Below are 12,787 nucleotides of genomic sequence, written 5' to 3' on the forward strand. Positions count from 1 at the left end.
AGGCAGATCTCCGCCTTGCGACTGACGGGCGGAGATCTCCTCTCAGGTCGAACAGAGCAGAAGACGAGATGGAAAGGAGCAGGAAGAACAGTCGGAATCGGACGAGACAGCGACCATTCCCTACTCCTGAGAGCCGATGACAGCGCAGGCGAAGTATGGCCTGAAGCTCTTGCCAGCAAGCCGGGCAGGAGAGCGGGCAGCGGGCGATATGGGCCTGCTTCTGCTGAATCTCGGCAGGGCCGCCTATGGTTGTTCTCTTTCCGGGTGGTCGCCAGGAGAGGTCAGGGAGGTAATCGTATCCCAGCCATGACCATGATCATTACCGATCAGGAGCATGAGCACAGCAGCAGCGTCGATGACGAAGCAGGGCGGTTCGGCGCAGCCTGGCAAAGCCGGTCTTGCCCCGAAGAACGAGGCATAAGCGCAGGACGGGAAAGATCACATGCCAATCCATTCTTCGAGTGCAGGCTGACCATGCCTTTGGCGACGCGCCAAACCGCTGAGGTCTACCAGCAAGGCGGCTTGCCAGTGCAAGAGCCTCAGAAGCCTCAGCACCTCCTCACGAGGAGGTATTGCAGGTGATCTCCCTCAAGGGCAACGATCAGATTGGCGTTCCAGGTCTCACGGACCGAGAAAGTCAGAGATACAGAGCCTATCTCAGCAGAAACAGGCTCGTCAAGAGGAGGAGACTTCCTACTAACTAAAAAATTCGCGGCTATAGCTTCGCCTATAGCAAAGATCACCCTCCCAATATAGAAAACGGAACCTGACTCTGCTCTCTCCTCGCAAGAACCATCAATCGACCCCAAAGCCTCCTACGCTAAGGCGTCACGGTGCCAGAGCCGACGGCGACCCTCGTCAAGCAGGGTTCTACGATCAGCGCTATCCGAGTCATGTGTCTCGTGTGGATGCTCCAAAGCCATCATCGGGCGCGAGTTATCAATGGCAGTGTGTAGGGAAGATCTAGGACCAGTTGAAGTACAAGCTGTTCCTCTTGGCTGCCAAAGAGATGCAACAACTTGCACAGAAGTGCATCGCTGCGTATACTACTGAGTGCCTGTGAAGTGGAGCCACATGAGCCAGACAAAAGTGTTGTAACCTGACTCTGTTGGAGTCCAAAGCCATGCTTGCCTCAAGAAGACAGGAACTGATTCTTCGCCATCTCCAAACACAGGGAGAGCTTTCCGTTCGAGACCTGATCAAGCTCCTCGGGGTGTCCCGGGAAACCATTCGCCGGGATCTGCAGGCCTTGGAGGAACGCGGCGCCTTGAAAAAGGTGCATGGGGGGGCGGTACTCACGCGCGTTGGCGAGGAGCCGGCCTACGCCGCCCGCACCATCGCCCATGCCCAGGAGAAGATGCGTATTGGCCAGGCCGCCTTGACCCTGATCGAGCAAGGCGACATCCTCTTTATCGATAGCGGCACGACCACCCTCCACCTGGCTACGCTGCTCTCGCCCGAACTGCGACTAACCATCTTCACCAATAGTCTCACCATTGCTTCGCTCCTGGTAGAGCGCGGTTTGCCCGTCTACGTGTTGGGGGGACTTCTGCGTCCAGGCGAGCTTTCCCTCTCCGGGGCCCTGGCGCAAGTGACCGCCGAGGCTATCCATGTGGATAAAGCCTTCATAGGGGCTGGCGGGATCTCTCTGCACGGGATTAGCGATTTTCATGTGGAGGAAGCCGCTCTCCGCCGCCTGATGATTCGCCAGGCTACGAAGACCTATGTACTGGCCGATAGCAGTAAGTTCATGGTGACAGCTCTAGCGCGTGTTGTCCCGCTGCAGGAAATCACGGCGATTATTACTGACAGCGGCCTGGAGGCCACGGTGCAGCAGACTTTCGCCGAGCAAGGAGTCTCAATCGTGCTCGCCTGAGCGCGCTCCACCAGCCTCTCCCGAGGCCCGGCTCTGGCCTGCTGCACCTTTCTCCATTTTCCTCCTCTCACGTTGTCCATAGCCACCTCTACTCTCCTGGTTCTTCGGCTCCTTTTTCCCTCGTCGGTTTTAACCCAATTTTTACTCAGCAACAATGGTCCCTTAACTCTGAATGTCTAAGAATCAGATGTAACTTGTAGGCAACGTGAGCAAATCTGTGGCATTCAAGGAGGTCCTTTCGTGAAGCGAGATAGTCTACGCTCACTCCTGGCTGGCGGGGCTCTCCTCGTCTGGTTGCTCTGCCTGTTGGCCGCCTGTGGTACGAGTACGACTCCAGCGGCCAGCTCGCCAGGAGGAGGAGGAACCATTACGCTCTACACAGCTGACGGGCTGGAAAGTTACTACAAGCAGGTCCTCCCATTGTTCGAGCAAGAGCATCACGTCCAGGTGAACATTGTGACCGACGGGAGCGGCGCCGTGGTTAATCGACTGCAGATAGAGAAAGATCGACCGCAAGCTGATGTCGTGGTCACGCTGCCCCCTTTCATTCAGCAGGCGGCAGAGCAAGGCTTGCTGGCCCCTTTTCAGCCGGAGGCTGCGGCACACCTTTCATCCGCTCACAGAGACAGCCACGGCCTATGGTATACCTTCGTCAATAATTACTTGACCTGGGTCTACAACCCGCAGTTTCTGGCGAAGCCTCCCCAGACCTTTGCCGATCTCATAACGCCGGCCTACAAAGGAAAAGTGGCCTATTCCAACCCGCTTTCTGCCGGTGATGGCATGGGTGTCATTATTGAGCTAGAGACGCTGTGGGGCATGGACAAAACCATCGCCTATCTGAAGGCCCTGGAGGCCAATGTCAAATTTCATACCAAAGGCACTGGCTACCTGGATGTGTTGGTCAACCGCGGCGAGATCGCCGTTGCCAATGGTGACCTGCAAATGGATCTCTCCGACAAGGTGCAAGGAGGCATGTCGCTGCAGCCCATCTTCCTACGTCCTGCCCCAGGTGAGGCTCCGATCACCATAGAAGATCCCTATACCATTGCTCTGGTGAAAGGTGGACCCAATCCCAGCGGTGGTCAGGCACTCATCAATTACCTGCTTTCGCCTGCCGCCCAGCAGCAGGTCTGGGACATCTATGGAGTACCGGCCCGCGATGATATCAGTGCTCAGTCCCAGGCCGCCAAGGCGCTGCGGCAGCTGCTGCAGGGTGTGCGCGTGCTGAACGTCGATTGGGAGAAGGTCATTGCCAATCAGCAAGCGTGGCAGCAGAGCTGGCAAAGCGAGGTGCTCAATGAGTTTGGGAAGCCCGCCAGTGTCCAGGCGCCAGCCTGAGCAGCTGGAGACACGCACTGCTGCTGAAGTTGCTCAGGGTTTCTGGCTGGAAGACCTGTGCGTCTCGCTCGGAGGACGGCCTGTGCTGGAACACCTCTCGTTCTCGCTAGCGCCGGGCGAGTTCCTCTGCGTGCTGGGACAGAGTGGCTGTGGCAAGACCACGCTGTTGCGGGCCATCGCTGGCTTCCTGCCGTTGGCCCGTGGCCAGTTGCGCCTCAACGGGCGCGATCTCACGCGCCTGCCAGCCTACCGACGCAACATCGGCTTTGTCCACCAGCAGTATGCGCTCTTTCCTCATCTGACGGTCGCCGAGAACGTCGCCTTCGGCCTGCGTGAACGGCGTCTTCCCGCACGTGAGCGCCAGGAGCGTGTCAAGCATTATTTACGCCTTGTCCATCTTGAATCGTATGCTGAATTCTATCCTAGCGAGCTGAGCGGCGGTATGCAGCAGCGGGTAGCGCTGGCCCGGGCATTGGCCATTGAGCCTGACCTGCTCTTGCTCGATGAGCCGCTCAGCGCGCTCGACTTTCATCTCAGGATTGAATTGCGTCAGCAGCTGCTAAAGATTCATCAGCGCTTTCCACGGTTGCCGCTGGTCTATGTGACCCATGACTGTAGCGAGGCTCTGCAGTTAGCCGATCGGCTCCTGTTGCTGCGGGGTGGGCAGATCGTGCAGAGCGCTGCGCCCCGTTTGCTATACGAGTACCCGCGAACGCTCTTTGCGGCGCGCTATCTAGGATCAGTGAATGTGCTACCTGAGACCATCTGTGCTCTGGCGGGTCTAGAGAGGCGTCCGGGCTGGTGCTGGATCATTCGTCCCGAGCGCCTCCATCTGCTCTCTGCCGAAGAAGGTCCTCAGCGGGCTACGAGCGCCGCCGCTGAGGCAGAGAGTGGCAGGATCAGCCTGTTGGGGAGGTTGCAGGCTATCGAGTGGAACGGAGCCTGGCAGACGCTCCATGTGGTCCTGGAAGGGGGGGGACCAGATACGCAGCCGTCGCTGCTGGTCTCCTGTCCTGCGAGTCGCGAGGTGCCTGCTCAGGGGGAGTGGCTCCGCCTCGTTTTCAGCCCGGAGGATTGTCGCCATGTACTCATGGATGAGTAGTAAGGCAGCGCGTTGGCTGGGACCAGTTGGTCTGCTCATGTTATTAGCTCCCTGTGTGCTTATGCCGCTGGGGTCTCTCGTCATTACCAGCCTGCAGACGGGAGCAGGGTGGTCCCTGTCTGCCTACGGGCGAGTGCTGACCGATCCCACTTTCTGGCAGGAGTTGATCTTTACCTGGCGCCTCGCTCTCCTGGCCACTGCCCTGGTGGCAGTGCTTGGGCTGGCGCTCGCTCTCGCCCTCTTTTTTCGTCCCTGGAAAGGAATGGGGCTTCTCCTGCGTGCCGTGGAGCTGATGGTCGCTTTCCCTTCGTTCTTGATCGCCTTCGCGCTGATCTATCTTTATGGCTCGCAGGGAGCGGTGACGCTTCTCCTGGGACACTTGTGGCCCCAAGCGTCTGGTAGCCCCAGCTTTCTCTATGGGATCGGGGGGATCTTGCTGGCCGAGGTAACCTACTACACCCCGTTTATGGTTCGTCCTATGCTGGCTGTGCTGGCCTTACTTGATCAGAGCGTGCTCGAGGCGGCCTCGGTTCTGGGAGCCTCGCCCTGGCGCTTGCTCCGTCGTGTTGTGATCCCTCTAACGCGCAGTGCCCTGGTGGCAGGCATTCTACTCTCGTTCCTGCTCCTGCAGAACGAGTTTGGCATTTTGCTCGTGCTTGGTACGCTGGCAACGCCAACCGTACCCGTGGCAATCTACAGCGACGCGCTCATCAACCTGGATCTGCCGCGGGCTGCCGTCGAGGCGCTTGTGATGCTGCTCGCCTCTCTCCTCCTCTATGCGCTCTATCGCTGGCTGCTTGGGCGTTCTGGCTGGGACTGGGAGGAGCCTGGCCTGGCCAATGCGGCCCGTGCGCAGCTGGGACAACCGCCTGGGAGGCGCTCGGGTCTGGCCTGGCTGCTGGCGATACTGGCCAGCCCTGGCATGGTGGTCCTCTTCTTCCTGCCGGTGGTGGCCGTGGTGCTGGCTGCTTTCGCCGAGAACTGGGCGGGCTCGGTATTGCCGCACAGCTACACGCTCCGCTGGTTTCTGGAGATGGACAGCAGCGATTGGCTGGCCCTGGAACACAGCCTGCTGCTAGCAGTGGGCGTTGCTGGCCTGTCGGTACTTCAGGGAATGCTGGCCGCGCTTGGGGTGGTCCGGCTCAAAGGAGCTATTGCCCGCTTCTTCGACTTTCTGCTCATGGTTCCCAGTGCCGTTCCCAGCGTTGTAGTTGGTCTTGCTGTGCTGCTGGCATACCACAGCGGCCCGTTCTCGCTCGCGGGAACGCCCTGGATGGTCTTACTGGCTCAGGCGAGCCTGACCTTGCCGTTCAGCTACCGCACCGTACATGCAGCCCTGCTCAAACTCCCTGCTGAGTATCGCGAGGCCGCGGCGGGTCTCGGAGCACCACCCTGGCGTGTCTTCTGGCGTATCACGCTACCGCTGCTTGCGCCTGCTCTGCGGGCCGCTTTTGCCGTGAGCCTGGCCTTCTCGCTCGGAGAACTTGGGGCGACGCTGGTGGTCTATCCGCCGGGCTTTACCACGGCTCCATTGCAGATGATCAATGCGATTGAACGAGGCTTCTATGCCCAGGCTGCAGCGCTGGCAACTCTGCTGTTGCTTCTCACGCTGGCCTTGCTCCTACTCGTGGCGGCGCTGCAGCCGGAGCGCTTCGGCCCCTTCTACTCTCTGCTGAGGAGGCGCCTGCGAGCCTGGCCTTCGCGCTCCACTGTGGAGGCAGTCGTGCCCGTGAGCGGGACGGGGGGAAATAGGGAGGAGGCACCCACCGCCGCTCTTCCACCATCCTGATGAGCTATTTCTTCTGAGAGCAAAGCAAGAGAGGAGTGAACTTCCTTGTTATCAAGCGTCCTACCACCAGGAGAGCAGCCCTCACTCACCCGCATCAAAGCCGTTGTCTTCGATTGGGCTGGCACGCTGGTTGATTTCGGGGCGATGGCGCCTCTGGAGGCTCTGGCCGCAGTTCTGGCCGATCACCACCTGCCGGTGAGCGAGGAAGAGCTGCGCGGACCGATGGGCCTGGCCAAAGGCGATCACCTGCGGATTCTCTTGCAACGAGAGCAGATAGCAGCTGCCTGGCAGCGGCGGTATGGCCGTCCACCTACCGAGGAGGACGTCCTGCGCTTGAGTCAGGAGCTTGAAGCCCGGATGCCGGCGCTGGTTGCCGCTCGTGCGAAGCCGTTGCCAGGAGCGGTAGCAGTCGTAGAGCGCCTGCGCAGTCAGGGGATCGCTGTGGCTGCCACCACCGGTTACACGCGTGCCAGCGTGCAGGCTCTGCTGCCCCTGGCCAGGCAGGCTGGCCTGACGATCGAGACGGTGTGCACGCCAGAGGAAGTCGGGGCAGGCCGTCCCGCCCCCTGGATGCTCTTCGAGGTCTGCCGTCGCCTGCAGGTCTATCCGCCAGCGACGGTGGTAAAGGTTGGCGATACGCTACAGGATATCTATGAGGGGCTGCATGCTGGAGTCTGGACAGTGGCGGTCGTTGTTGGCAGCAACGTGCTCGGCCTCTCAGAGGAGGCCTGGAGCCGACTAGAGGAACAGGACCGGCAGGAGCGAATTGCGGGGGCAAAGGCGCGTTTTCGGCGGGCTGGCGCCCACTTCGTGATCGAGCACCTCGACGAGCTAGAGGCAGTGCTGTCAGTGATCGCTGGCCGGCTCACAGGAGCGACGTATGGAGCATAGGAAGTGGCCGTACACGGTCAGCCAGGAGGCGGATGAAGCGCGGGTTGAAGGTGATATCAATACGACGCCTGCACGTCAACGCTGGTATGCCCGGCTGCCGGAGCAGACACGCGCCTTGCTGGATGAGGATGCTCGCTGGTTTCTTCACCAGAGCCTTTCTACTCCTTGTCTCAATGCCCTCCGGGCGGCCTCTGGCTGTTATCTCGAAGCGGTTGATGGTAGGCTGATTCTCGATTTCCACGGCAACAACGTGCATCAGATCGGCTATGCCCATCCGCATGTCGTGCAGGCGGTCTGCGAGCAATTGCAGCGCCTACCTTTCACGCCACGCCGCTATACCAATGAACTGGTGGTGCGTCTGGCGGCAGCCCTGGCCCAGCGGGCGCCTGGTGATGACAACTGGAAGGTGCTCTTCGCTCCTGGAGCTGCCGAGGCCGTCAGTATGGCGCTCAAGCTGGCCAGGCGCGTGACGGGGCGCTACAAAGTGCTCTCGTTCTGGGGAAGCTTTCATGGGGCCACGCTTGACACGATTGCCGTCGGAGGAGAGGCGCTCTTCCGCCGTGGGCTGGGGCCATTGCTGCCCGGCGTTGTGCACGCGCCCCCCTGTCGACCGCGGGGCTGTCCCTTTGGCTGCCCTGGGACCTGCTCGCTGCGCTGTGTAGATTATCTCGACTACGTGATGCAGCAAGATGGGGAGATCGGCGCGGTGCTCGTGGAGACCGTTCGCAATACCGAAGTCTGGGCACCGCCTTCCTCTTATTATCCAGCGTTGCGTCAGGTTTGCACACGGCATGGAGCCTTGTTGATCCTCGACGAGACAGCTGTTGCGTTGGGACGTACAGGTAAGATGTTCGCGATTGAGCACTACGATTGCCTGCCCGATATGATAGTGCTTGGCAAAGGATTGGGAGGTGGCGTCTTTCCCCTGGCAGCCTTACTGGCACGCTCTGAGCTAGACTGCGTAGCCGATACTGCCATTGGACACTTTACCCATGAGAAGACGCCTGTGGGTGCTGCCGCCGGCCTGGCAACGCTCCAAGTGCTGGCCGAAGAAGGCTTGATTGAGCGCGCCGCACGGCTTGGGCCGTTCTTCGCCGCCCAGCTCTCTCAGAGAGTGGGTCACTTTCCCTGCGTTGGCGCCTTGCGCCAGATCGGCCTCCTCTTTGCCCTGGACATTATTGAGCCGCACCAGCCCGGCCATCTCTGGCCCGCAGGGGCCGAGGCGATTCTTTACGCGGCGCTGGAACGTGGATTGAGCTTCAAACTCGGTGGGGGCTGCACGCTGACCCTTTCTCCGCCACTGATCGTGAGCGAGCAGCAATGGCAGGATGCCTGTCAGATCCTGAGTGAAGCCATGAGCAGCGTCCTCTCCACGAGCGCTCTACCAGGAGGTGAGTGATGAGGAGGAAGAGCGCCCTCCGTACACAGTCCGGCGTCGAGGAAACCGATGTGATCGTCATCGGGGCGGGTATTCTCGGGCTTTTCCATGCCTATTTCGCTGCCCGCCGTGGCTATCGCACGTTGTTACTGGAGCGAGATTCCTTCCCCGATGGGGCCTCAGCCCGCAATTTCGGCATGATTTTACAAAGCATCGTGCCGCCCGAAGGCGAATGGGCTACCTACGCCCAGGCCAGTCGTCAGATCTACCTGGCCATCCAGCGTGAGTGGCCCCTGGCCCTGCGGCCATGTGGCAGCCTCTATGTGGCCACCACCGAGCTGGAACAGCAGGTCCTGATGGAGTATGCAGCGATCGCTGCCAAGAGTGGAGGTGCAGAGGCTCACTATCTGGAGCAAGAAGAGGTGCGCCTGCGCTATCCTTTTCTTCAGCGTGAGCGCGTCCGGGCGGCCTTGCTCTTTCCGCTGGACCTTGCCGCCGAGCCGCGCCTGTTGCTAAGGCAGCTCCTGGCTTATGTTGAAAAGCAGGGGCCAGTGACCTACTATCCCCGCAGGCCAGTTGTAGCTTTGGAGCCATCGCGACAGGGCTGCCTGGTATATGTTGCAACGGGAGAACGTTTCTACGCTCGGCACGTCTTCGTCTGCAGTGGAGCTGAGTATCGGCTTCTCCTGCCTGAGCAACTGGCACGCAGCGGCCTCCGGCTCTGCAAGCTCCAGATGCTCCAGACGGTCATCCAGCCTGGCGTGCTCCTGCCACATCTCTTGCTGTCGGGCCTCTCGCTTCGCCGTTATGCCGGCTTCCTGTCGTGCCCAACTCGTCCTTTGCTGATGCAAGAGCCACTGGAGCCAGATTTGCAGCATTACGGCATTCACTTACTCTGCCGACAGACAGAAGAGGGGAGCGTTGTGCTGGGAGATTCCCACGAGTATCTTCTGCTGGAAGGAGCAGACCAGGAAGGGCCTCGCCCAGAGGAGAGCCGTTGGTCAATCAATGAGGCTATCTTGCGCTGTGCTCGCAGCATGCTCTCGCTCCCTCGCTGGGAGATAGAGCGCCTATGGAACGGCTATTACTTGCAACATCCCGAGCGGGAGATCTATGTGGAGACTCTTGATGGCGCTATCCATATAGTCACGGGTATTGGAGGAAAAGGGATGAGCACCGGACCTGGTTTTGCTCAGGCCCATATTGCTGCTACTCTTCCCTGAGCTGGCGCAGAGGAGGGTCAGGCTGATCAGGACCATAGGATACGGAACCTTCCTTCCGAACGGGGCCTCTGCCACAGGCGCGTGAAACAAAAGGAGTGTCGATGCTGGTTGGGCAAGCAAGGTTCTAACAGTTCTGGACCTGCAAAGCTGCAAACGCTGGGAGAGCGGTGCTGTTCGTGAACCCCAGGGATACCAGTCAAGGGTGTAGCAGCTGTGGTCAAGTCCGTAAAATGGCGCTGCGCTGCTCGCTCCCCTGGGGAGCGTGAGGCCACCGCTCATTCCAGCCCCGTGCTCGCAGCACCTCCTCCCCCTCAGCAGGACGCATCGAGACGGCTTCCTTGTGCTGCTCGCTTTCCTGTCCCAGACTGTGGTAAGCTAGAAGTGTTTCAGCAAGACGAGAAACAGGCGGGATCTCTCCCTATGTCAGAAAAGGATGCGCTTGCTCTCCCCAATCAGGCCCTCCTGGCTTCCTTCGCTCGTCTGGCGGAAGCAGTGCTCTCGCCTCTCGGGTCACGTTGGCTTCACGTGCACGGGGTCGCCTGTGTGGCCTTGCGCATCAGTTCCCTCTTTGCTCCAGATGATGCCTGGCATCTGATCGCGGCAGCGTATCTGCATGACGTGGGCTATGCTCCCGCTCTCTGGCACACAGGTTTCCATGCCGTGGATGGGGCGCTGTTTCTTCGCCAGCAGGGATATGAACGGCTGGCGTGCCTGGTGGCTCATCATTCGGAGGCCCGCTTTGAAGCGCACCTGCGGGGCCTGGAGGATCTCCTCTTGCGCTCTGCCTCGCGCACGAAGACCTCTTTCTCAGAGCGCTCCTCCTCGATCCGCTCATCACGAGACGCCGCCAGGTCTCCGGCAATGTGGCGCAGCAGGGCAATGCGCGCCAGGACCTGCTGGCCAAGAGGCGCTTTTCTTCCTGGATGTCGATCCCAGCCAGTTGCTGCCCCACTGCCGTCAGCAGCAACTCGAGCCAGACGAGTTGCTGCTCTTGCCCCAGAGCTGGCAACTCTGCCCGTTCATCATTGGCCTGCACCAGCTCCAGCAGGCCAATGATATCCGCCGATGCCACATGCAGCAACAGCTGATAGGGGCAGGTGGGCCGTTGGGCCGTGGCTCTGCAGCATGCTCACGAGCAGGAACCACCAGTAGTGCATCGAGCTGTCAAGCTATAGAAGACGCTGGTGGGTCGGCGCGCAGGGCTGCCACTGAGCAACGTTGGCAGCGCCAGCATCGTGGCCCAGTCTACCCAGCCACGGACCCTGAGCGGGATGGCGGCTGATATGGCATCGGCGCAACCCCAAGGAGAAATGCATCAGGCGAGCGATCAGTATGCGCTGGAGAAGGACTGATGACAGCCCTATGGAAGTGTCAGAGAGGTTGCACAGGCTCTGGAGCGGGCAGCTGAGCCATGACAGGCAGCCTCCTTGCCCAGTCCGGACGGCACGTTACCAGCAGGATCGCGATGATCTGCGATGTGAGCGCCAGGTATCCTGTTCCCTGTGCTACGGGGGACTATGCCAGTACGATCAGGGAGGTTGCCGGGTCGCAGGATGGAGGATACTGGCCTCCAGAGACGAAGATGAGCATGCAGGGTCATAGCTGGCCTGCGGTCGAGACCAGCCAGCCCGTGCCCCCCATCGGGGCCATGGGCCCCTGCACAGCAGGAGGCACTCGCAGCAGCAGGGCCGACATCTGATGGCGCATGGCTGCCCTGTCGTCGGATCGGCTTGTAGCCCCTGCTGAAGCTGCCCCGTTGCCGGATCGCGTCGCATCTGCCAGAGCCAGAACTGCACCGTTACCCGGGCAAAGCGTTGCCCCACAGACTTGCAGGGCCACCAACTGTGGCTCTGCATTCACTACTTCCTGTATGAGCTGCTCTCCCACGACTGCATCATAGAAGGCCGGACTCATCCGGCGATCATTCTGCTGGAAGCGAGCCTTTTCCCCAGGAGTGAGCAGGAACACCGCCGCCGTCAATGTCCCACCGAGCCTGGTCCGCGTGCCAATCTCCTGCCAGGTTCGTGGACCCCGTAGGTCCACTCGGGTCAGGACGGCTGGTCGGCATGGGGCGCGGAGAAGGTGTTGAAGGTCTCCCAGTGGGGGTACGTTGGACCCCTGGCGTACTGACAGTACGTGGAACGGTAGCCGTGGGAGGTACCGCGGTCCCCCCTGTAGCGGTCCGCGTGGGGGAAGCAGCACCAGGTGTCGGAGAATGAGCCAGAGCCGTAGCCAGCAGTAGGCTCAGCCGCAGGAGGGTCAAGGCCACCAGGCCCGACCGGCGCAGCAGTGACCAGGAGGAGCGCCGGGCTATCGTCGCCAGGCTCGCCGACTGCAGCGAGTTGGCCTGGTTCGCAGCGGCTTCTGGGGCGGTGGGCAGCACCAATGGACCAGAACGCTGGGGGAGGAAGATGGATGAGGCATGCTCAGCGTCATCTTCCCAGGTGAGCCATTCCTGCTCCTGCGCCGGAGAGAGGGCCGGCTCTGCCGCCTGGCTCGCTACGGCTGTCGACTCTACTGCTGGGGGAGAAGGGCGGCACTGGCGGAGGGCTCGCTGCTGTAGCTCCACCTGGCGAAGGAGACAAAGGGGCACTGGTTCCAGCAGAGGGATCAGCCAGGGAGGAATCGCCTTGAGCGGCGGGCTGACGAGGTTCAGAGACAGATATCGCAATCGGCTCCTTTCAGCTCATCTCGTGAAGGCCACCACAGAGATGGCCTCACACGCGCTCCCAGGTATCCAGCCCCCCATTCGCCACACGGACGCACAGATCCAGGTGCCCCCAAAGCAGGGGGAATCCGAAGGAGAAAGGCAGCTCTGATGGATGGACTGCTTTGAGCATAGCCCTGGCGACTGGACAGCGAGGGGAAAGGTATCAGCCCCTAACAGCAGGCAGCAGGCATGAAGAAAGATGGTCGTCGGGACAAGGGAAAGTCCCTGGGGAGGATGCATCAATGCCTGGTTGTTCTCCTCGCTGACCTCATTGTAGGCCTGATCCGCCGCCGTATTGTCCTGGTAGACCCACAGGCCCATGGTGCGTGGCTCACCAGGCCCGTTGCAGTCGGAGGCATCACCAAACGTCACTGAGCTGCTCGCCGGGACGGAGACGGAGAAGGCGCCGCCAGTCCATGCTGAGATCGTTCCGTTCTGCTGGATAGTGAAGGGATGAGCACCGGCGGCGATAAAGTC

Annotated in this window: 9 protein-coding genes and 1 pseudogene; 9 read left to right on the forward strand and 1 reads right to left on the reverse strand. The window is 60.7% G+C overall.

The annotated features are described in order from the left end of the window. Positions 1-1,123: 1,123 nt before the first annotated feature. The 9 genes and pseudogenes from KTAU_RS14640 to KTAU_RS22425 all read left to right on the forward strand — a co-directional run bounded on the left by KTAU_RS14640 (position 1,124) and on the right by KTAU_RS22425 (position 10,656). Positions 1,124-1,876 (forward strand): DeoR/GlpR family DNA-binding transcription regulator, encoded by a 753-nt coding sequence (locus tag KTAU_RS14640; protein ID WP_151729071.1) that lies wholly within the window; start codon positions 1,124-1,126, stop codon positions 1,874-1,876. A 240-nt stretch (positions 1,877-2,116) separates the two neighbouring features. Further along, entirely contained in the window at positions 2,117-3,217 is a 1,101-nt protein-coding gene (locus tag KTAU_RS14645) for a 2-aminoethylphosphonate ABC transporter substrate-binding protein (protein ID WP_170293311.1), read from the forward strand. Then, positions 3,177-4,319 carry an ABC transporter ATP-binding protein gene (locus KTAU_RS14650; protein ID WP_151729073.1) on the forward strand — a complete coding sequence of 381 codons (1,143 nt, stop codon included), beginning with the start codon at positions 3,177-3,179 and terminating at the stop codon, positions 4,317-4,319. The genes KTAU_RS14645 and KTAU_RS14650 overlap by 41 nt, the downstream gene beginning before the upstream one ends. Next, positions 4,300-6,108: a 2-aminoethylphosphonate ABC transporter permease subunit gene (locus KTAU_RS14655; protein WP_170293312.1), complete on the forward strand. Its 1,809-nt coding sequence runs from the start codon at positions 4,300-4,302 to the stop codon at positions 6,106-6,108. The genes KTAU_RS14650 and KTAU_RS14655 overlap by 20 nt, the downstream gene beginning before the upstream one ends. Before the next feature lie 45 nt (positions 6,109-6,153). Next, positions 6,154-6,999: a phosphonoacetaldehyde hydrolase gene (gene phnX / locus KTAU_RS14660; protein WP_151729075.1), complete on the forward strand. Its 846-nt coding sequence runs from the start codon at positions 6,154-6,156 to the stop codon at positions 6,997-6,999. Beyond that, complete coding sequence (gene pbfA / locus KTAU_RS14665; RefSeq protein ID WP_151729076.1) at positions 6,989-8,398, forward strand: (R)-1-hydroxy-2-aminoethylphosphonate ammonia-lyase; 1,410 nt, start codon at positions 6,989-6,991, stop codon at positions 8,396-8,398. The genes phnX and pbfA overlap by 11 nt, the downstream gene beginning before the upstream one ends. Continuing rightward, positions 8,398-9,600 (forward strand): TIGR03364 family FAD-dependent oxidoreductase, encoded by a 1,203-nt coding sequence (locus KTAU_RS14670; RefSeq protein ID WP_151729077.1) that lies wholly within the window; start codon positions 8,398-8,400, stop codon positions 9,598-9,600. The genes pbfA and KTAU_RS14670 overlap by 1 nt, the downstream gene beginning before the upstream one ends. Before the next feature lie 143 nt (positions 9,601-9,743). Further along, positions 9,744-9,866, forward strand: a pseudogene (locus tag KTAU_RS22420) (zinc ribbon domain-containing protein); the annotation flags it as partial. A 154-nt stretch (positions 9,867-10,020) separates the two neighbouring features. After that, entirely contained in the window at positions 10,021-10,656 is a 636-nt protein-coding gene (locus KTAU_RS22425) for an HD domain-containing protein (protein ID WP_151729079.1), read from the forward strand. Between the two features lie 865 nt (positions 10,657-11,521). Here the strand turns inward: KTAU_RS22425 and KTAU_RS14685 are convergent. Beyond that, complete coding sequence (locus KTAU_RS14685) at positions 11,522-12,271, reverse strand: hypothetical protein (protein WP_151729080.1); 750 nt, start codon at positions 12,269-12,271, stop codon at positions 11,522-11,524. Positions 12,272-12,787 lie beyond the last annotated feature (516 nt).

Source organism: Thermogemmatispora aurantia, assembly GCF_008974285.1.
Lineage (GTDB): Bacteria > Chloroflexota > Ktedonobacteria > Ktedonobacterales > Ktedonobacteraceae > Thermogemmatispora > Thermogemmatispora aurantia.

What these genes read in the sequence shown, in the direction of transcription:
- KTAU_RS14640 (WP_151729071.1), top strand. Translation starts at nt 1,124, where the DNA reads ATGCTTGCCTCAAGAAGACAGGAACTGATTCTTCGCCATCTCCAAACA.
- KTAU_RS14650 (WP_151729073.1), top strand. Translation starts at nt 3,177, where the DNA reads ATGAGTTTGGGAAGCCCGCCAGTGTCCAGGCGCCAGCCTGAGCAGCTG.
- KTAU_RS14655 (WP_170293312.1), top strand. Translation starts at nt 4,300, where the DNA reads ATGTACTCATGGATGAGTAGTAAGGCAGCGCGTTGGCTGGGACCAGTT.
- pbfA (WP_151729076.1), top strand. Translation starts at nt 6,989, where the DNA reads ATGGAGCATAGGAAGTGGCCGTACACGGTCAGCCAGGAGGCGGATGAA.
- KTAU_RS14670 (WP_151729077.1), top strand. Translation starts at nt 8,398, where the DNA reads ATGAGGAGGAAGAGCGCCCTCCGTACACAGTCCGGCGTCGAGGAAACC.
- KTAU_RS22425 (WP_151729079.1), top strand. Translation starts at nt 10,021, where the DNA reads ATGTCAGAAAAGGATGCGCTTGCTCTCCCCAATCAGGCCCTCCTGGCT.